This window comes from Paenibacillus puldeungensis, assembly GCF_042678945.1.
GTDB lineage: Bacteria > Bacillota > Bacilli > Paenibacillales > Paenibacillaceae > Fontibacillus > Fontibacillus puldeungensis.
In genome coordinates, this window is sequence record NZ_JBHTLM010000017.1 from 31,444 (window position 1) to 49,294 (window position 17,851).

The window sequence follows — 17,851 nt, forward strand, 5'->3', positions numbered from 1 at the left end:
GTGCAACCCTTATTCGGCATTGTGTAACGGCAATGAACCGGCATTCCTTAATGCCGCCTTGGCTAACGAAAGCCTTCCTCGGGTTAGGGAATGCAGCTACAAAGGGGTAAACCAAAACCGGAAACGAAGGGAATTTCAGCCGCTGTTCCCTCTCTCTGGACGATCCGACATTTTCGATTCATGTCTTTGTCGATGCTTTTTACTCGAAAATTATTATAATGCTATTGCCAGAGATCGTCAAGAAAGTGCTCAGCTTGAGTATCTTCGTCACCGCTGCTCCAAATGCCGAACCTGCCTGTGAAAAGATTTGCAGTGCGGACAAAGCAGGCATATTTCAACCCGCTCACCGAAAATACGGCGGATGGTCTCGATCACCTGCGCTCTTGGATCAAGGGTGTGAATCAAAATACGGTCCGGTGAAAGGGAAATCAGCGTACTGACGATGACATCCTCCATTTCCATTTCTTGATCGGCAATCCGGGCTACCACTCCGCTGGACGAGGTGTTAACCGGCGTATATTGCTCGTTCAAAATAGCAAATTCATGGCCTTGCTTATGCATTAAATGGACAAGTGGGGTAAGCGGTTCTTGAAAATACACAAAATACTGAAGCAAACTAATAAATTCTTCATACTGCTTGTCAAGCAAATACTCGTCCACGGCGAAATCAATCGTCTCCCGCAGTAGCGCCTCATACCCTTTTACTCGAAAAGCAAGAAATCCATCCAGATGAATAGAGCGAGAATTTTGCAAGTATTCCCTTAGTGCTTCATATATCAGCGAAATTCGTTCTTTTCTGACTGAGGAGGTATCGTAATTGTCTGAGCCAGAGAGCATGTTACGGCAAATCCCGGCAACCTGCTCCTGCTCTTCAGCCGAAGACCAGCGGTATTCCCGGCTCATGATGCGCTGAATCAGCTTCTCCTCCTTAACATCTACAACAAATCTAGCTAGCCCAAACGACAAAAGATCAATTTGTTGTTTACGTGTATCCAGACCAACTATATCCGATAAACCGATCACACCATCCACCATCCCGTCCGGCGCCCCGCTGGTCTGGATGTGTGGCTGCTCGATATGTAAGCTGCTAATAGCTTCATGCAAATATTTGACAAATTGGTTCTCCGACTCGGCATCATCCGTTTTGAAACGAATTGTAAAAAAATCCATGAACCTAGCCCCCTTCCGCTTCCTTCTCCAAGTATATGGTGGGAGGGATGCGGATATACGGGAACGGTCCATGGAATGAAAGCCAGCTTTTCCAGCAGGCTTCAGTCTTTAATTTTGCATGATAAAGTCGCGCTCAATGGTGCTTCTCTCGTCAAACATGCGCAAAATTTCATATTTGGTATTACGTTGAGCCGGAATTTTTCCCGCCTCACGAATAATTTTCAATATTGACTCAATATTGACCTTGTATGTTGCACCCGCTGAGGACACGACATTCTCCTCAATCATCGTGCTGCCGAAATCGTTGCAGCCATATTGCAGTGATAGCTTGCCAACCTCAGGCCCCATCGTAACCCATGAGGATTGCAGGTTCTTGATGTTGTCGAGCACGATCCGGCTGATCGCCACCGTTTTCAGGTAAGATTCCGGAGTTTGTCTCTCCTGCTTCAGGTTCGTATTGTCCGGTTGGAACGTCCAAGGGATAAAGGCAAGGAAGCCTTCCGAAGGATAGCCATTTTGAATGCATTCATCCTGGGCCTCCCGAACGCGCAGCAAATGGAGTGCCCGCTCCTCGAGCGATTCGCCGAACCCGATGACCATCGTTGCAGTTGTGTTCATACCGATTTTATGGGCTGTCTGCATGACGTCCATCCAGTCTCTCCAGGAGCCTTTAAGTCGGCTGATTTTCTGGCGAGTACGATCATCCAAAATTTCAGCTCCGCCACCTGGCAGCGAATCAAGACCGGCTTCGTGGATTTGGCGAAGCACTTCCTCTAAGCTTAGGCCGTCCGATACTTCTTTCATTTTCATAATTTCTGCCGGTGAGAAGGAGTGCATCGTAATATTAGGGAAACGCTGCTTAATCGCCTTGAGCAGATTGATGTAGTAGCTAAAAGGTAAATTCGGGTTCGTCCCGCCTTGCATCAAAATTTCCGTTCCGCCTACATCGATCGTTTCCTGAATTTTTTGGAAAATAGCTTCATCCGGCAGAACATAACCTTCCTCAGAGCCGGGTCGTCTGTAAAACGCACAAAACCGGCAATAGACATCACAGATGTTCGTATAATTCACGTTGCGCCCAATCACGAAGGTCGTAATCGGTTCCGGGTGCTTCCGCTCCATCAAAATGTTGGCGACATGCCCCATTTTCTCCACTTCATCAGACTCGTAAAGCTTGATGGTATCATTCAAGTCCAGGCGTTCGCCACGGAGCGCCTTATCTAATATATCGTTGATCGCAGCCATTTCACTGCCTCCTTGAAACTAAGAAATGATAGAAATAATGTTGAAAATTTTAGAGTTCTAGCCCCATCGTAACATAATCATGGGCAGAAAAACAGCACCCGATCACAGGATCGGATGCTTGAGCTGGTATTGCAAGTACTGCCTCTGCCTAGTCGCTAAAACTCATCTGGAACTATCGCAGGTACTCGGGCAGGCTTCATAAAAACTGACTCGAACCTGTTCCTGATATGCTCCTGCTAACGGCTGCCTAACGAACTGAATAAGCGCTATTTGGGCAAAAACGTAACTTTTGAAAACCTAACGAATCTATTAGCGCTTATTTGGCCGATTTGGCCGCTAGACCGGTGCAAAATGAGCAAATAAGCTCGCCTGGGTTCGTTAGATTTCAAAATGGACCCTCTTGTCCCAAATAGCGTCTATTGGATTCGTTAGAGCGAAGATCGTGGGATATACAGAGCACCACACGGCCTCATTCAGCTGCAGCTTATTCAGCTCCGCTTCAGGGCTTGGTCCAAATCGGCGATCAGGTCGCCGATATCTTCAAGGCCGACAGAGAAGCGCAGCAGACCGCCCGTTATCCCCCGCTCAGCGCGAACCTCCTTCGGCATTGAGGCGTGCGACATCATCGCCGGATAAGAGAGGATGCTTTCGACTGCGCCAAGGCTGACGGCGACAAGTGGAAGCTTAACCTCGCTGAGCAACCGCTTCGCCCGGTCCTCGGAGCCGACGTCGAATGATACGACCGCCCCGTATCCGGTTGACTGCTTCTCCTGCACCTCCCTACCGGGATGATCCGGCAGGCCGGGATAATAGACAGCATCAATATCGCTGCGCTCATCCAGCCAATCCGCAAGCTTGCGCGCGCTGATCTCGCTGTGCGCCATACGGGCACCCAGCGTCTTCATACCACGCATGAGCAGCCAGGATTCCTGCGCACCAAGCACGGTACCAAGTCCGTTTTGCAAATATTTCAGTTGCCGACCAACTTCATCATTGCCAGCAACCGCAAGGCCGGCAAGCACGTCGCTATGGCCGCTAAGGAACTTGGTAGCGCTATGCAGTACAATGTCTGCTCCAAGCTCGATCGGGCGCTGGTAGTAAGGAGTCATAAACGTATTATCTACGATGCTAAGTAGTCCGTGTTCATGCGCCCAGGCAGATATGTCCGCAATATCAGTAATTTTTAGTGTCGGGTTGGATGGTGTTTCCATATAAACCGCTCTGGTGTTAGGCTTAAGCGCGGCCTTTACCTGCTCCGGTTTCGTCATATCAACGAATGTTGTTTCGATGTTCATCCGGCTCATAATCGTGGTCAGCAGCCGGTATGTACCGCCGTATACATCCTCCGTCACGATAATGTGATCGCCAGCCGACAGCAGCATGAACGTAGTCGAAATAGCCGACATCCCGCTGGAAAACGCAAAGCCCTGTGTACCACCCTCAAGAACAGCAATGTACTCCTCGAGCGCCTCCCGTGTCGGATTGCCCGAGCGGCTGTAGTCATGCTTCGGTGGGTTAAAAATATCGTAATGATGGAATGTCGATGCTTGGTAAATCGGCACACTGGACGCTCCCGTGGCACGATCTACCTCACCGCCAAAATGAATCAGCTTTGTCTCAAACTTCTTCTCGCTGCGTCCATGATCTTTATTCGGCATGTCCTTCTCCTCCTTCAACTTCCTGACGTGCTGCTTCCAGCGCCCAGCTCAAATCAGCAATCAAATCGTCCACATGCTCAATGCCTACCGAGAACCGAAGCAAACGATCATCGACGCCCACCGCCTCACGAATTTCCGCAGGAATATCGGCGTGCGTTTGTACGGCTGGGTAAGTCATCAGAGATTCTACTCCGCCCAAGCTTTCGGCAAATGCGATCAGCCGTAGATTGCGAAGTACCGGCTCAACGTAGCGGGCATCCGTCACCTTGAAGGAGAATATGCCTGTATTTCCGCTCGATTGTTTGTTTTGTGTAGCGTACCCCGGATGATCCTCCAGCCCCGGATAAAACACCTCAGCCACCTGCGGATGCTGCTGCAAATATTTAGCGATGGCAAGCGCATTGCTCTGATGGCGCTCCATGCGGAGAGCCAACGTCTTCATCCCGCGCATCAGCTGATACGAGTCGCTCGGACTAAGCACGGCCCCGATGGAATTATGCAGAATGCCGACCTCTTTAGATAACACTTCACCTTTCGTGACGATTAACCCGGCCAGCACATCGTTATGTCCGCCCAAATATTTGGTGGCGCTATGTACCACAATGTCAGCTCCGAGCTCAAGCGGTCGCTGGAAATACGGTGTAAGCAGTGTATTGTCCACAATGGTCAGCAAGCCATGTCTGCGCGCCCACCCGGATACGGCCTCAATGTCGGTAACCATCATTAGCGGATTGGTCGGCGTTTCGATAAACAACGCTTTCGTGTTCGGCTTGCGCACGCTCTCCAGCGCATCTAAATCATTTGTATCCACGTACGAAGCGGTTACCCCGAATTTCGACATAATACGCTCCAGCAAACGGTACGTTCCCCCATACAAATCCAGCGATACGATCAAATGGTCACCTTGCCCAAATAAAGTAAATACGGTTTGCAGCGCGGCCATCCCGGAGCTGCAGGCAAACCCTGCATCCCCTGATTCTAAGGTAGCTGCCGCGTCTTCAAGTACTTTACGGGTCGGGCTTTTCGTTCTGGCATAATCGAATCCGGTACTTTGCCCAAGCCGAGGATGCCGAAACGCGGTCGCTTGATAGATTGGATAATTCACGGCCCCAGTGACCGGATCCTCTACCGAACCGATTTGCGCCAAAACGGATTCGATACGCCAATGGTTTTCTTTACAGTTGTCCTTACAGTTACAGTTACCGTTGTTCTTGCTTTGCTCCTTCTGTTCCCCCATCTGTCGTCCCTCCAATATTAGATCTCGTAAACAAATTCAGCTAATTGGTCGATGTCGTACGGAGTTTCTTGATACACATAGTAGTTTAGCCAATTGGAAAATAATAAGTTTGCATGGCCTCGCCAAGTCGATCGTGGAGCTCGCATAGGGTCATTATTCGGAAAATAGTTTTGTGGCAGAGCCATCTCAAGTCCTTTAGCCACATCGCGTTCATACTCCCATTTCAGGGAATCCGGATCGTATTCGGAATGTCCGGTAACAAAAATCTGCTTCCCGTTTTTGCTTGCCACGAGGTATACACCGGCATCTTCGGATTCCGCCAAAATTTCCAGTTCAGGCATCCGCTCGATATCGTCCCGCCGCACATCGGTATGCCGGGAATGCGGCACCTGAAACACTTCGTCAAAGCCGCGGACTAATTTAACACGCGGGTTGTTGACGACGTGCGAGAACACCCCGAAGCATTTTTTCGGAAGATGCACTTTACGAACGCCATAGTGGTAATAGAGGCCTGCCTGGGAAGCCCAGCAAATATGCATCGTCGATGTGACGTGGGTTTTGCTCCATTCAAAAATTTCTTTAAGCTCTTCCCAGTAATTCACTTCTTCAAATTCAAGCTGCTCCACCGGGGCTCCCGTAACGATCATGCCGTCAAACCAGAGATTTTTGATCTCGCCAAACGTTTTATAGAACATTTCCAAATGCTCCGCGGACGTATTTTTCGAGGTATGGGAGATCGGATGCAGCAGCACGATTTCGATTTGCAGGGGAGTATTCCCAAGTAAACGCAATATTTGCGATTCCGTCGTTTCTTTTGTCGGCATCAGGTTCAGGATTGCAATTCGCAAAGGTCGGATATCCTGATGATAAGCCCGACTTTCGTCCATTACGAAAATGTTCTCGTTCGTGAGCACTTCTTTGGCTGGTAGGTGATCTGGTACTTTAATCGGCATAATCGGTTTCACTCCTTCGTCAAAATGAGGTGAAATCATATCGGTTGAAAGCTGGCGATAACAAGAAAGACCTCTCTCACGTGGAGAAAGGTCGTCAATTATTCCTGAATGCGCCTCTCTCATCTCTCAGAACCCGTTTAAGCATGAGTCTTATACGGATCTGCAAGAATTAGCACCGCTGCGATATAAAATCGCCGGTTGCCGGGTATCATCGGGCTAGTCCCTCCACCTGCTCTTGATAAGATTTCGCTTTATTTAATTGTTTGGGAGTCATTTAACAACTCAAAAACTCCTTGAAATCACTTTAATGGATCGGAATGCTTACGTCAAGAACCGATCTGCAAAATCATTATTTTCAGGTACCTGTTTCTCGGTTGCACCATACTATACTTTTGGGTTGAAACATTTCATGCGGTGGCGTTATACTAGACAAGTGCTGAAAGGCCTTTAGGTCAAAGACGCCATCAATTGTTCCATAATTAACCCTTTTACAGTGAGGTGAAACCGAGAAATGGAAGGCGACCCGAGTCCGCAGAGGACAACCGAAGATTTACAATCGCATAGGAAAACGATCAGCCACGGCACTTGCGGATCGAAGCAGGGCCCTTCGTTTCGCGGTGTTTTCATAAAACGCCTTGTTCAGGTGTGCTAAAAACAGCTGGTCTCTTTCCTGTGCTCATAACAAGAGCATAACCCTGGCAAAAGCCAGGGGAAAGGGAGTGAAAGAGATGAAGATCCGTCACGTTAAAGCCGGCGTATTTACAGCTATTGAGGATTTGGAACTGACTACCACCGCGCCGGAGGAAGGCTTCTACTGGATCGACGCGGACGTGGAAGATCTTGCCGAGCTGCAGCCGCTTTTTTCGCTGCATGATTTGGCCGTTGAGGATTGCTTAACCGAGGAGGAGCAACGTCCTAAGATCGAAACGTACGATAACCATTATTTTATCGTGGTCAATAGCATTCGATATGACGATGAGGAAATTTTTCTGCGGTCATTGAACATTTTTTTAGGACGGCATTATATGATTACCGTTACCAAGCAGAAAATCAACGAACTGCGCGCCGTGAAGCCCATTTTGTGGGAACAGGAGGTCAATGAACCCGACCGGTTCCTCTATCTGCTGATCGACCTTGTCGTCGACAATTACTTTACGGTTGGCGACCGAATCGAAGTCAAAATCGAAAAGCTTGAAGAAGACATCCTGATGCATACGAAACGCTCGCATTTGAATGAAATCATCGGTCTGCGAAGCGAAATTTTGTGGCTCAAGAAGGTTTTGGGTCCGCAAAAGGAAGTTATAAATATTTTGAATAAAAAAGACTTACGCCTGATCGACGATCAGCTGCAAAAATACTTCAGCGATATTTATGAAAATGCAGTTAAAATTTCGGAAAACTTTGATACTTTCCGCGAGTTGATGGGCAACTTACGAGAAGCTTATCAATCGGCGATCGCCAACCGGGCGAACGAGATCATGCGCGTATTTACGGCTATCACAACTATTTTTATACCGCTAACCTTAATCACAGGGATCTACGGCATGAACTTCGACAATATGCCTGAACTGCATTCAAAATATGGGTATTTTATTGTTCTCGGCATTATGGGTGTACTAGGTGCCGGCATGTATTATTTGTTCCGCAAGCGGGACTGGATATGAAACTTTTGCTGTAAACACAAGACGCCAACCGGGCTGTGAACTTTCGAGAACACGGGAGTTCGCAGCCAGGCTGGCGTTTTTTTCTTAGCTAAACTAGTTTAGCTAGCACTCTGAGCCACATCCTGATGTCTGCGGTAGCGAATGCGTATTAGCCGAAGCCGTTCGTACAGCACGTCCAAATTTCCGGCTTCCGCCACCTCAATCCCGTATACCTTTTGCAGCACCGGCTTTAAAAGATGATCTCCAAGCTCCTCATAAGCCTGCCAAACGGCGGTTTGCTCTGCTTCCGGCATCTCCTGCAGCTCCGAGCTTACCAAAGGATCGGTATCGTATCCTTCCCTCTCAAGCGTTTCAAGAAACTCTACCGCCTCCCTGCGCTCAATTCCTGCCCGGGTACATATGTCCGATACATTTAAGCCCTCAGCTAACGACTCGAGCACCGAACGGCGAATGCTGAATTTCTCCATTTCGGCACGAAACTTCGCTTCTTTTTGTTTGTAAAGCCATGAACGGAACGTCTCGTTGTCGATTTCACGGTTAACCCAATCCAGAGGAAACTCTCTGAGCCGCTCTGCCGGCTGGGTTATTTCCAGCAGCTCCGCGCCATACTCAGACGCCTTATTCTCGCCTACGCCGGGAAGCTGCATCAGCTCCTCTACCGTTTTAGGCAGAAAAACACTGATCATCCGCAGCAGTCGGTTGCTGGCGATCATATACGGGGCTTTTCGATCAGCCGCTGCTTTACGTCTGCGCCAAGCGCATAGTTCGCCGTATAAAGGTTCGTTCCCGTTCATTTCACTGTAACAGATGAGCTTCTGCCCAGCCATGCCGCGACCGGTCAGATCCTCCTTCTCATCCCAAATGCCTTCCATCACAGGCCTAAACCCTTCCCCTAACTTAATCGCCAGACGATGTCTATATACGTGAAGCATCTCCGACCAGGAACCTCCTTCGTACCACAACTCCTCCTGCTGTCCCTCCGCAATCAACTCATTCCAGCCCATACGCCACTGTCCTTCTTCTTCCCCGATCCAGATTTGCGCCCCTTTCATCATGGACTCTGGTCCTTTCTTCTCCAAGCTGTTCAAAAACACGATTCGCATTTTTCTTTCGCCTCCTTTGATCTCCAGCCTACGCAGGGAGATGTTTCCTCTGAAACGCAAAAAAGCACCCCTCTTACGATGTTCGCAAGAGAGGTGCTTCCTCCAAACGTATACTGTTATTCCTAATCATACCATGTTTTCCCACACTGTCAATGCAGATTTTCATTTACCCATCATCTCCGCTTTTCCGGTATAATGACTAAAGATATCCAATAACAAGGAGGCCATCATAATGGTTGACCATCATAAAGAATTAGATTTCTTGTCTGATAGCACGGAAAGTACCTCTACCCGATTTGTGACATTTATCGGCGGCTCGCTAAAGCGATTTGATCTAGCCGTTACAACCACGGACCGCTTCTATGGAAAAAAGCTAGTAACCGATTTGCAAAACGGAAAAACCGCCATTTTGGGCACCGATGATTTGGAAGAGGAGGGGTATCTAGAGCAGATCTACAGCCTAAATGAAGAAGAAGGCGAAGAGCTCAGAACCTTTTTGAACCAGGTTGTCGGTGAAGCTTATTTTACAGATTGATCCTCTCAGATAACCAAAAACAAAAGCTTATACTACGCCCAACCAGGAGCTGACGCTTGCCATTTCCAATTCTTCGAATTTTGAAACGACGAGCGCTGGGTTCAGCTCAAAGCGGCAGGAATTCTCAGTGCAGTCTAGTTCCACATCGCAGCGGATTTCTGCCAGCTGGCGGGATAAATGCAGCATGTCCAAATCGGCTTCAATTTTTGCGCGTACCGATTTGGACAACTGGTCCAGATTGGCTAAAATCCCTTCGACGGAGCCATATTCCTGCACCAGCTTCAGTGCCGTTTTCTCTCCAATCCCCCGAACCCCTGGATAATTGTCGCTCGTATCGCCCATCAGCCCCTTGAGGTCAACAATTTGTCCTGGTGTTAGACACTTCTCCTCCAGCAATGAATCTGGAGTATAAACCATGTAATTACCATGCCCCTTTTTCATAATGATGACGCTCGTCCGCTCGGTAACCAGCTGAAGCATATCGTGATCCCCTGTTAGGATCAGGACATCCATCTCTTTCCCAAAGCGCGCAGCAAGCGAACCGATGCAATCATCCGCCTCATATCCTGGGGAACTGACATTCGGAATACTCAAGCTGTCCATCACGTCACGAATAAGGGAAAACTGCGGAATAAGATCATCCGGTGCATCCGAACGGTTCCCCTTATAAGCCGCAAACTGCTCGGTCCGAAACGTCTTGCTGCCCAAATCCCAGCAGCAAGCGATATGCGTAGGGCCGAACTTTTGCACGGCATCCCAGAAATACCGCATAAAGCCGTACACGGCATTCGTAGGAACACCCGCTTTTGTACGACGAATGTAGCCCGTAACAGCGGAGGCATAGTAAGCTCTAAACATCAAGGCCATGCCGTCTACCAACAAAATGCTGGGTTTACTATTTTGTACGAAATTCACAGCGCCTTACACACCTTTCTACAAAAAAATACGATTATTTACCCCAGGCTTGCTCAAATTGATCCTCTTTATACCCTACGGTAACAGACTCTCCGTTCGTCACGATCGGGCGTTTGATGAGCATTCCATTTGAAGCCAAGAGTTTAATTTGCTCCTCCCGCGACATATCGGGCAGCTTGTCCTTTAAGCCCATTCCTTTATAAACCTCGCCACTTGTGTTAAAAAATTTCTTCAGTTCCAGCCCGCTTCGATCGATGAACTGAGATAATTCCCCCGCTGTAGGCGGCGTCTCCTTAATATTTCGCAAATCAAGCTCATGCCCTGCAGCCTGCAAAGCCTTAATCGCCTTGCGGCAGGTGCCGCATTGCGGGTAGTGATATACGGTAAGCTCACTCATATTATGTGAAACCTCCTTGGTATGGCTAATCTACTGACATTTTTTCAACTTATCATGCAGCGTTTGCATGTCTTCGGGCATTGGGGCCGTAAACGTGAGCCGTTCCCCGGAAAGCGGATGGGTGAATCCCAGCTCGGACGCATGAAGCGCTTGTCTGCTAATGGCTTCATCCCAAGCCATTACCGCCGTACGTTTATCCTCTTCCATCGTCTCCAGCCCCGGCATTCGGTACATTTTATCGCCAATGAGCGGATGGCCGATCGAGGTCATGTGGACGCGAATCTGATGCGTTCGCCCCGTACCAAGCTGCAGCTCAACCCTGGAACCTGCCTTCATGCAATCTACCACCTTGTAAAAGGTGTGAGACGGATACCCCGTATCCGTAACGATCCGTCGATGCGGCTCTGCCGGGTCACGGTCGATGGGACCGTCTATTCTGCCTTCGGCCGGCTCGGGGCAGCCGTGGACCAGAGCGGTGTATTTTTTTGTCACCTGCCCGGCGATAAGCTGCTCGGAGATATGCTGGTGTACATACGCGTTTTTAGCGATCGCGATCAAGCCGCTCGTTTCCTGATCCAGCCGATGCACCGGCCGAAAGCGAAATTGCTCTCCCTTCTCCTGCCAGTAATGTACAACACCGTTGGCTAATGTCCCGGTGTAATGGCCGTGGGTCGGATGGACGATCACTCCGGCGGCTTTATTGACAATCAAAAGCGCCTCATCTTCGTATACAATGTCAAACGGTAACGGCTGCGGCAAAATATCGGTTGAGGTTTCTTTCTCTAAAGATATGGAAACCGTATCTCCTGCTCGGACAGGTACACTGATGAATACCCTCTCCCCATTTAGATGAACCCCCCGCTCCGTCAGCTTAATTCTCGACATCAGCTTGCGAGACACACCCAGACGACGCTGCAGCACATTTTTTACCGGCCAGCCTTCTTCTCGCTCGGTGACTATATATTCAATCGGATCATAATAATCAGTCATGACTTTTCGCCAAACACCTTCCCGCTGCGCACGTATTCAACGTCCGGTACCTGCAGGCGTTTATTTGCTGTACGTGCAACCGCAAAGAAATAGTCAGATAGGCGGTTTAAATATTTAACAACATCCTGATTGACTTCTGTTTTGCGGCTTAATGTGATCGCACGGCGCTCCGCGCGGCGGCAAACGGTTCGGCAAATATGCAGTGCCGAGGCAAGCGGGGTGCCACCAGGCAGTATAAATCTTTCCAAAGGTGGGTTTTCCGACTCATACCGGTCAATCCAAGCTTCCAAACGCTCACCTAGCTCAGGTGTTACTTTGTACTTGCTTTCGGACAGCTTGACATAAGCCAAATCAGAACCACAGTCAAACAGCTCCTGCATAATTTGCAGCAATTGCTCCCGCAAATCATCGAATATGGCCGTACTCGCTAGACTCGTTGCCTGCCCGACGAAGCTGTTTAGTTCATCTATGGTACCGTAAGCCTCCACCCGTTCATCGTCTTTATATACTCTGCCTCCAATAACCGAGGTTTGTCCCTGATCACCAGTACGCGTATAAATAGGCACACCTATTCCTCCTATCTCTTGAACTGCTCAAAAAGCGTCTAAGTACCATATTACCATAAAGTTTGACGTATCTGGGCATGCTCCCGCCGGATAACGCCCTACAAAATACGGCAAAAAAGGAGATCCCGGAGGATCCCCTTCCATTATCACGTTATGGCTCGTTATCTGTTCTTCTGGTGAGTTTTCATAAATTCATTAATTTTCAGATCCAGCAAACTGCTGATCTCGATGACGATATCTGAAGTAAAGGATTTCTCCTGCAAAAAAATCTTCTCCATCTTGCTGCGAAGCTGATGGATCTCGTCCTCCAATGTTGCTGATTGTGGTGAACTCGCCCGATTCTCTCCGCCCAACCATTGATTTGATTTATTGCCTTCAGCGATCATCATGCCTGTCATTTCGAATGGCAGGTTGTATTCACCACAGCCCAAATGAAATCCCTCCCTGAGAAACTAAAACCTTCCTTCCAAAATCAAATTATACCATGTCAGGTGGACAATGATCAATTAAAAAATGAAAGAATTGTTAATTAGCCCCATTTCTTCTCAGGGACACAATTATTCTTGTTTTAATTTATGAATAAACTGCCCCATTCGGTGCAGCGCTTCATTCAGTTGGTTGACCCCCGTAGCATACGAGCAGCGAAGAAAGCCCTCACCGCCAGCCCCGAATACGTTGCCGGGAACAGCCGCCACTTTTGCCTCAAGGAGTAAACGCTGAGCAAATTCATCAGAGGATAGTCCGGTCGATTCGATGCTTGGAAAAGCATAAAAAGCGCCCTGTGGTTCATGGCAGGACAGACCGATGTCCCTCAATCCTTGAACGACCAATCTACGCCGCTGGTTATAAGATTCCACCATGTGGTTCTTTTCCTCCAGGCCATTCTTCAAGGCTTCCAGAGCAGCCACTTGTCCCATTACCGGAGCGCACATGACCGTATATTGGTGAATTTTCAGCATGGCGTAAATTAAATCCGGATGTCCGCAAGCATATCCCATCCGCCATCCTGTCATTGCAAATGCTTTGGAAAACCCATTGACAAGGATGGTCCGGTCCTTCATGCCTGGAATCGATGCAAAGCTGACATGCTTTTGATCATAAGTCAGCTCGGAGTAAATTTCGTCAGAAATGACGATCAGATCGTTCTCTTCGACCACTTTTGCGATCGGAAGCCAATCCTCATAACTCATAATTCCCCCGGTAGGGTTGCTGGGGTAATTGAGAATGAGCACCTTTGATTTCGGTGTGATCTTACTTATTAGATGCTCCGCCTTCAGCTTGAAATTATCTCGCGCATAGGTCTCTACTTCGACTGGGACGCCTCCACCGATAGCAGTGATCGGGGAATAGGAAATATAGCAAGGTACAGGAAGAAGAATTTCGTCGCCCGGTTCGATAAGTGCTCGCAAAGCGAGGTCAATGGCTTCGCTTCCGCCTACCGTCACGATAATTTCGTCCTTCGGATTATATTTCACATCGCAGCTGTTGTATAAATACTCGGCTATGGCTTCCCTCAGCTCGGGCGTTCCCGCATTGGACGTATAGCTTGTATACCCTCGTTCGAGGGAATATACACAGGCCTCGCGAACATGCCATGGCGTTATAAAATCCGGTTCGCCTACACCTAGGGTAATAATATCCTTGCTCCCGTTAGCCAGATCAAAAAAACGGCGTATCCCCGAGGGCTGTATTTCTCTGACCCTTGGAGCCAAATACGAATTCATCGTTTTTCCTGACTGTTCAGCCTGCTCAGAATGAATGCTCATACCATTACTTCCTTTACGGAGATATCATCAGGCGACGGTCCTCTTCGGGATCTTCGAAAATGACGCCGTCCTGCTTGTATTTTTTGAGAATGAAATGCGTCTTGGTCGACAAAACCGATTCAAGCGTGGACAATTTGTCGGATACAAAACTTGCCACTTCTTTCAAGTTGCGCCCTTCTACCTCGACCAGCAAATCATATGCGCCGGACATTAGATAAACGGACTTCACCTGAGGAAACAGATATACGCGCTCTGCAATCGCTTCAAAGCCACGTCCCCGCTCAGGAGTAATTTGCACTTCGATTAATGCTGTTACTTTCTCGTCATCCAACTTACTGGAATTGATAACGGTAGCATATTTCACGATCACATGATCCTGCTCCAATTCAGCAATTGCTTCCGCCACTTCCTCAGGAGTTACACCCAGCAGTGTCGCCAGCAAGTTCGCATCCCGGCGGGCATCCTCTTTTAGAAGGTCCAGCACTTTCAGCTTCAATTCGCTTAATTGTTTCATCCCTCATCCTCCAGCGATGGCTTCCGATGCACCGTCCGACAATCGGTGACCTTCGGAATTTAAATTTAATACCTATAATACATGAAATTGAGGCATCTGCATAGAAAAACCGTCCATTCCAGGTAAGCTTCTTGAAGTGGACGGTCGTTGATTTTGCAGCTAGAATATGTAATTGCCAACTGATAGCTACGCTGCCTTCACGCCTCTTTTCAGCCATTTTCGAAGCGCAAACCAGCTAAGCACCGGGGCAGCTCCAACCCCCAGCATAAGCCAGGTGATCGTGCGCATATGTGGATACATCGAATATACAACTATAAATAAAAGTGTCCCCGCAAGACGACCGACGGTAATACTTAGCTCCCGAAGAACAATCAGCTCGACTCGTTTCTCGACGCTTTCTTTGCTATTACCGATTAAATCAAATACCGATGATGTCACAGGAATCAAATACAGCGGCAAAAATAATGATGTCCCGATTCCAAAAACCATCAATGTCATGTAGTTCACCTTCCACAACACGAGCGGTCCGATAACTATCGTGATCAGAATCGCACCGATCAGCATGCCGTAGTACCGAAAGTTTAGCCGCAGCCATTTGCCGACCGCCCAGAAGCTTACGAGCGAAACGAGTGAAGTGATCAGCGAGAATTGACCTATTCGCCACTCCGCCTGTGTACTGATGTAAATGAGTAAATTGATGAGAAAAGAAAACACGCCTTCGCGCAACCCATGAGCAGCCGAAGATGGTGCGACTTGACGCCACGGGCTACCTTTGTGCAGTTTTTTTACCGGTTCAAGCCACGAATATGGGCCACCATGCTCTCGTTTCTTTAGCCAAAAGCTAAGCAGAACGGCTATCCCGTATACAATCAAGGCAAGGATAAAAATAAGGCGATACCCTGTATCGCCATGTTTCACAGAGATCAACCACCCGGAAATCCAAGGACCAAATATGCCGATGATTGACCCTAATATGCCGACCCAGCCATTGAAACGATCCCGATTATCCATATCCGTAACTTCAAAGTAAACCACGTTAAAGGCGAGCCAAAAAAGCCCGGAACCAGCGCCGAACAGCAATCCCAGCGGCCAAATATAATCGACGGTATGCTTGCCTGCCCATAGCACAAACAAATAAAACAGACTGGAGACGACGATGCCGAGACGTAAAAATATCATCTTGTCCCGTTCCTTTACCCACTTGCCCGTAATCCAAAATGTTAAGCCAAGCGCGAGCTGCTGACAAAATGTAAACCATCCAATCAGCGTAAAATTTTGACTCACCTTCCAGATGTACACGTTCAGAAATGTTCCCGACAAAGCCCCGGCGAGCACGAACAGCCCATTAACGGCCAGTAACAATATGGATTGAGATTTTAAGTGTCTGCTCATAATTTCGTTCCTCCAGGCATCTTTCGCTACTCCTGTAAGATACCCAAAAATGAAGGAAGCATGACAAGCATAAATCATTAACATAAAGCTTAATAAAAAAAGCGCCTAACGGCGCCTTTTAGTTAGCTTAGACTTCTACATTGGGGGGGATGGGTATGGGGTTACCCGCCGTTAAACTTTCCACCCCATACCCATTCCCTCTTCTGTTCTACTCCTTGCTCCCTGCAGTTTTTTTAAAATCTCACCGATCTATTAGGCGTACTTTCAGGGGAGATCGACCGCGGGCTAGTTGCAGTTTTACTCTTGGTCGCATCCTTTTCCTTCTCGCCTCTCACCATCCGCCAGTAGATGTATTTTATGCATCTATTTCCATATAAACTGGAGTTTTTGGAATTTTAGTTGCATTTCGTACATCTAAAATGATGCAATTTGCCTTGGCAAGTTCGTTTTGCTGATTTTAGCTGCACTTTCTGCATTTAAATGCTCAAAGGTTCCAAATAGGCGGGATTTAACTGTAGAAAATACATTTAGTTTGTAAGTCCCAACGGTAAGGGTAAGTTTTATCGTAAGAGTAAGCCCTATTGGTAAAAATTTCAGGGTTGGCATTATTTATTCGATTCTTCTTTATCATCGCCGCTGACTGTTCGGATTAGAGAAATACGGTCTTCCTCCGACAGGAAGCGGCTAACATGGAAACAAGCTGAGCATACGTACACGTTAAGCTGAGCAGATTCCTTAAGCAGCGGCTGAGTTTGCCCCTCTGGAATGTTAGCCTCGAAGCTATCGAGATTAAGCGACTGCTTTCCGGCATAAATCATGTATTCACGGCAGTGAGGACACTCAGGAACCTCTTCCTGAACATCCAGCAGTTTTTCGATCCCAGTCTCATATTTTAGGAGATCGCCACCTCCTGATGTAAATGCTTCTACGCGTCGAATGGCATCCATATGCTGCTGCCCATCGTCTTCTTCATCCCAGTACAGGTTATGGTAGTCTTCACCATCTTCATGATCGTGATGATGATGAGCGTGGTCATCCTCTTCATCCTCCAGCTCTTCTTCGCCGCCGAGCGAAATGCTGAGTGTCCGATATCCCTTCAATTCATTATGGCAGTAAGGGCACTCTTCCTCAGGGCCCAGCTCTTCATCCCATACAATTTCGGTTTGGCACCATGGGCAAATTGTCGTTTCCATCCCACTTCGTCCTTTCATTGCCTCAATTTAAACATTCCATAAATAAATAATTCCAGCCGCAAAGAACAGCATGGCTGCAACAAACAAAACTCTGACTAAGTTTTTCACCTTTGCGATCCCCCCTAACCTACACAAGCTCCGATTAAAAAGGACACCGATACGGAAACCGCCATAGAAATAAAGCCAACACTCGTATTGCCGGAGGCGATTTCCTGATCAAGATGAAAAACCGGTGTTAGGAACTGAAATAGCAGATACGCCGCAAAGAGAAGTACGGCTCCAACTGCGGACCAAATCATAAAGTCATATATGGAAGGCTGCTTGGCCGCGAAACGGATAATATTACACAGCCCGAAAATTTTCCCTCCGGTTGCAAGCGAAGCAGCCATATTCCCACGTTTGATCTCGTGCCAGCAGCGATATTTTGCCAGTCTTTCAAAAAAGGAAAGAAACACGATCAACTCCAATACGGCTACGGAAAAGTAACCGATCATTAATCCAAACGGCTGCTGAAGCAGCGGATCAATGTTCTCTTTCAAAAGCGTCCTCTCCT

At 48.1% G+C, this 17,851-nt stretch carries 18 protein-coding genes and 1 riboswitch; of the genes, 2 read left to right on the forward strand and 16 right to left on the reverse strand.

What is annotated here, in order from left to right; all coding sequences use genetic code 11:
• Window positions 1–267: 267 nt before the first annotated feature.
• The 5 genes from ACFQ3W_RS19540 to metA all read right to left on the reverse strand — a co-directional run bounded on the left by ACFQ3W_RS19540 (window position 268) and on the right by metA (window position 6,263).
• Window positions 268–1,170, reverse strand: coding sequence for a putative sporulation protein YtxC (locus ACFQ3W_RS19540; RefSeq protein WP_379320914.1), 903 nt, complete (start codon window positions 1,168–1,170; stop codon window positions 268–270).
• Window positions 1,171–1,278: 108 nt separating this feature from the next.
• Window positions 1,279–2,415 carry a cyclic dehypoxanthinyl futalosine synthase gene (gene mqnC, locus ACFQ3W_RS19545; RefSeq protein WP_379320915.1) on the reverse strand — a complete coding sequence of 379 codons (1,137 nt, stop codon included), beginning with the start codon at window positions 2,413–2,415 and terminating at the stop codon, window positions 1,279–1,281.
• Window positions 2,416–2,903: 488 nt separating this feature from the next.
• Window positions 2,904–4,073 (reverse strand): trans-sulfuration enzyme family protein, encoded by a 1,170-nt coding sequence (locus tag ACFQ3W_RS19550; protein WP_379320916.1) that lies wholly within the window; start codon window positions 4,071–4,073, stop codon window positions 2,904–2,906.
• Window positions 4,063–5,310 (reverse strand): PLP-dependent transferase, encoded by a 1,248-nt coding sequence (locus tag ACFQ3W_RS19555; protein WP_379320917.1) that lies wholly within the window; start codon window positions 5,308–5,310, stop codon window positions 4,063–4,065. The genes ACFQ3W_RS19550 and ACFQ3W_RS19555 overlap by 11 nt, the downstream gene beginning before the upstream one ends.
• Window positions 5,311–5,327: 17 nt before the next feature.
• The gene (metA, locus tag ACFQ3W_RS19560; protein ID WP_379320918.1) at window positions 5,328–6,263 is read right to left on the reverse strand and encodes a homoserine O-acetyltransferase MetA; all 936 of its coding nucleotides are present in this window, start codon (window positions 6,261–6,263) and stop codon (window positions 5,328–5,330) included.
• Window positions 6,264–6,379: 116 nt separating this feature from the next.
• A riboswitch (SAM riboswitch) is annotated at window positions 6,380–6,508 on the reverse strand.
• A 483-nt stretch (window positions 6,509–6,991) separates the two neighbouring features.
• Here metA and corA point away from each other — a divergent pair.
• A complete protein-coding gene (gene corA / locus ACFQ3W_RS19565; protein ID WP_379320987.1) occupies window positions 6,992–7,927 on the forward strand; it encodes a magnesium/cobalt transporter CorA in 936 nt (311 codons plus the stop codon).
• Between the two features lie 98 nt (window positions 7,928–8,025).
• On the opposite strand, the gene ACFQ3W_RS19570 is transcribed toward corA, so the two are convergent.
• Window positions 8,026–9,030, reverse strand: coding sequence for an HRDC domain-containing protein (locus tag ACFQ3W_RS19570; RefSeq protein ID WP_379320919.1), 1,005 nt, complete (start codon window positions 9,028–9,030; stop codon window positions 8,026–8,028).
• 232 nt (window positions 9,031–9,262) lie between these two features.
• Between ACFQ3W_RS19570 and ACFQ3W_RS19575 the strand changes: the two genes are divergently transcribed.
• Window positions 9,263–9,565 (forward strand): DUF3055 domain-containing protein, encoded by a 303-nt coding sequence (locus ACFQ3W_RS19575; protein ID WP_379320920.1) that lies wholly within the window; start codon window positions 9,263–9,265, stop codon window positions 9,563–9,565.
• 27 nt (window positions 9,566–9,592) lie between these two features.
• Here ACFQ3W_RS19575 and ACFQ3W_RS19580 read toward each other — a convergent pair whose 3' ends face one another.
• The 10 genes from ACFQ3W_RS19580 to ACFQ3W_RS19625 all read right to left on the reverse strand — a co-directional run bounded on the left by ACFQ3W_RS19580 (window position 9,593) and on the right by ACFQ3W_RS19625 (window position 17,837).
• Complete coding sequence (locus ACFQ3W_RS19580) at window positions 9,593–10,480, reverse strand: 5'-3' exonuclease (RefSeq protein ID WP_379320921.1); 888 nt, start codon at window positions 10,478–10,480, stop codon at window positions 9,593–9,595.
• A 34-nt stretch (window positions 10,481–10,514) separates the two neighbouring features.
• Window positions 10,515–10,877: an arsenate reductase family protein gene (locus ACFQ3W_RS19585; RefSeq protein WP_379320922.1), complete on the reverse strand. Its 363-nt coding sequence runs from the start codon at window positions 10,875–10,877 to the stop codon at window positions 10,515–10,517.
• 30 nt (window positions 10,878–10,907) lie between these two features.
• Window positions 10,908–11,867: an RluA family pseudouridine synthase gene (locus ACFQ3W_RS19590; RefSeq protein ID WP_379320923.1), complete on the reverse strand. Its 960-nt coding sequence runs from the start codon at window positions 11,865–11,867 to the stop codon at window positions 10,908–10,910.
• Window positions 11,864–12,433 carry a cob(I)yrinic acid a,c-diamide adenosyltransferase gene (locus ACFQ3W_RS19595; protein ID WP_379320924.1) on the reverse strand — a complete coding sequence of 190 codons (570 nt, stop codon included), beginning with the start codon at window positions 12,431–12,433 and terminating at the stop codon, window positions 11,864–11,866. Before ACFQ3W_RS19595 ends, ACFQ3W_RS19590 begins: the two co-directional genes overlap by 4 nt.
• Before the next feature lie 161 nt (window positions 12,434–12,594).
• Window positions 12,595–12,864 carry an aspartyl-phosphate phosphatase Spo0E family protein gene (locus ACFQ3W_RS19600; RefSeq protein WP_379320925.1) on the reverse strand — a complete coding sequence of 90 codons (270 nt, stop codon included), beginning with the start codon at window positions 12,862–12,864 and terminating at the stop codon, window positions 12,595–12,597.
• Window positions 12,865–12,990: 126 nt separating this feature from the next.
• Window positions 12,991–14,199, reverse strand: coding sequence for an aminotransferase class I/II-fold pyridoxal phosphate-dependent enzyme (locus tag ACFQ3W_RS19605; RefSeq protein ID WP_379320926.1), 1,209 nt, complete (start codon window positions 14,197–14,199; stop codon window positions 12,991–12,993).
• A 13-nt stretch (window positions 14,200–14,212) separates the two neighbouring features.
• The gene (locus ACFQ3W_RS19610; RefSeq protein WP_379320927.1) at window positions 14,213–14,713 is read right to left on the reverse strand and encodes an Lrp/AsnC family transcriptional regulator; all 501 of its coding nucleotides are present in this window, start codon (window positions 14,711–14,713) and stop codon (window positions 14,213–14,215) included.
• 186 nt (window positions 14,714–14,899) lie between these two features.
• On the reverse strand, window positions 14,900–16,105 hold the full coding sequence (locus tag ACFQ3W_RS19615; RefSeq protein WP_379320928.1) for an MFS transporter: 1,206 nt from the start codon (window positions 16,103–16,105) through the stop codon (window positions 14,900–14,902).
• A gap of 605 nt (window positions 16,106–16,710) precedes the next feature.
• Window positions 16,711–17,298 (reverse strand): hypothetical protein, encoded by a 588-nt coding sequence (locus ACFQ3W_RS19620; protein ID WP_379320929.1) that lies wholly within the window; start codon window positions 17,296–17,298, stop codon window positions 16,711–16,713.
• Window positions 17,299–17,420: 122 nt separating this feature from the next.
• A complete protein-coding gene (locus ACFQ3W_RS19625) occupies window positions 17,421–17,837 on the reverse strand; it encodes a DUF350 domain-containing protein (RefSeq protein ID WP_379320930.1) in 417 nt (138 codons plus the stop codon).
• Between the last annotated feature and the right edge of the window lie 14 nt (window positions 17,838–17,851).

Bases quoted from the DNA above. Each gene is read 5' to 3' on its own strand.
- ACFQ3W_RS19590 (WP_379320923.1), bottom strand. From the start codon at position 11,867: ATGACTGATTATTATGATCCGATTGAATATATAGTCACCGAGCGAGAA.
- ACFQ3W_RS19615 (WP_379320928.1), bottom strand. From the start codon at position 16,105: ATGAGCAGACACTTAAAATCTCAATCCATATTGTTACTGGCCGTTAAT.
- metA (WP_379320918.1), bottom strand. From the start codon at position 6,263: ATGCCGATTAAAGTACCAGATCACCTACCAGCCAAAGAAGTGCTCACG.
- ACFQ3W_RS19555 (WP_379320917.1), bottom strand. From the start codon at position 5,310: ATGGGGGAACAGAAGGAGCAAAGCAAGAACAACGGTAACTGTAACTGT.
- corA (WP_379320987.1), top strand. From the start codon at position 6,992: ATGAAGATCCGTCACGTTAAAGCCGGCGTATTTACAGCTATTGAGGAT.
- ACFQ3W_RS19585 (WP_379320922.1), bottom strand. From the start codon at position 10,877: ATGAGTGAGCTTACCGTATATCACTACCCGCAATGCGGCACCTGCCGC.
- ACFQ3W_RS19550 (WP_379320916.1), bottom strand. From the start codon at position 4,073: ATGCCGAATAAAGATCATGGACGCAGCGAGAAGAAGTTTGAGACAAAG.
- ACFQ3W_RS19575 (WP_379320920.1), top strand. From the start codon at position 9,263: ATGGTTGACCATCATAAAGAATTAGATTTCTTGTCTGATAGCACGGAA.
- ACFQ3W_RS19540 (WP_379320914.1), bottom strand. From the start codon at position 1,170: ATGGATTTTTTTACAATTCGTTTCAAAACGGATGATGCCGAGTCGGAG.
- mqnC (WP_379320915.1), bottom strand. From the start codon at position 2,415: ATGGCTGCGATCAACGATATATTAGATAAGGCGCTCCGTGGCGAACGC.
- ACFQ3W_RS19605 (WP_379320926.1), bottom strand. From the start codon at position 14,199: ATGAGCATTCATTCTGAGCAGGCTGAACAGTCAGGAAAAACGATGAAT.
- ACFQ3W_RS19570 (WP_379320919.1), bottom strand. From the start codon at position 9,030: ATGCGAATCGTGTTTTTGAACAGCTTGGAGAAGAAAGGACCAGAGTCC.
- ACFQ3W_RS19610 (WP_379320927.1), bottom strand. From the start codon at position 14,713: ATGAAACAATTAAGCGAATTGAAGCTGAAAGTGCTGGACCTTCTAAAA.
- ACFQ3W_RS19620 (WP_379320929.1), bottom strand. From the start codon at position 17,298: ATGGAAACGACAATTTGCCCATGGTGCCAAACCGAAATTGTATGGGAT.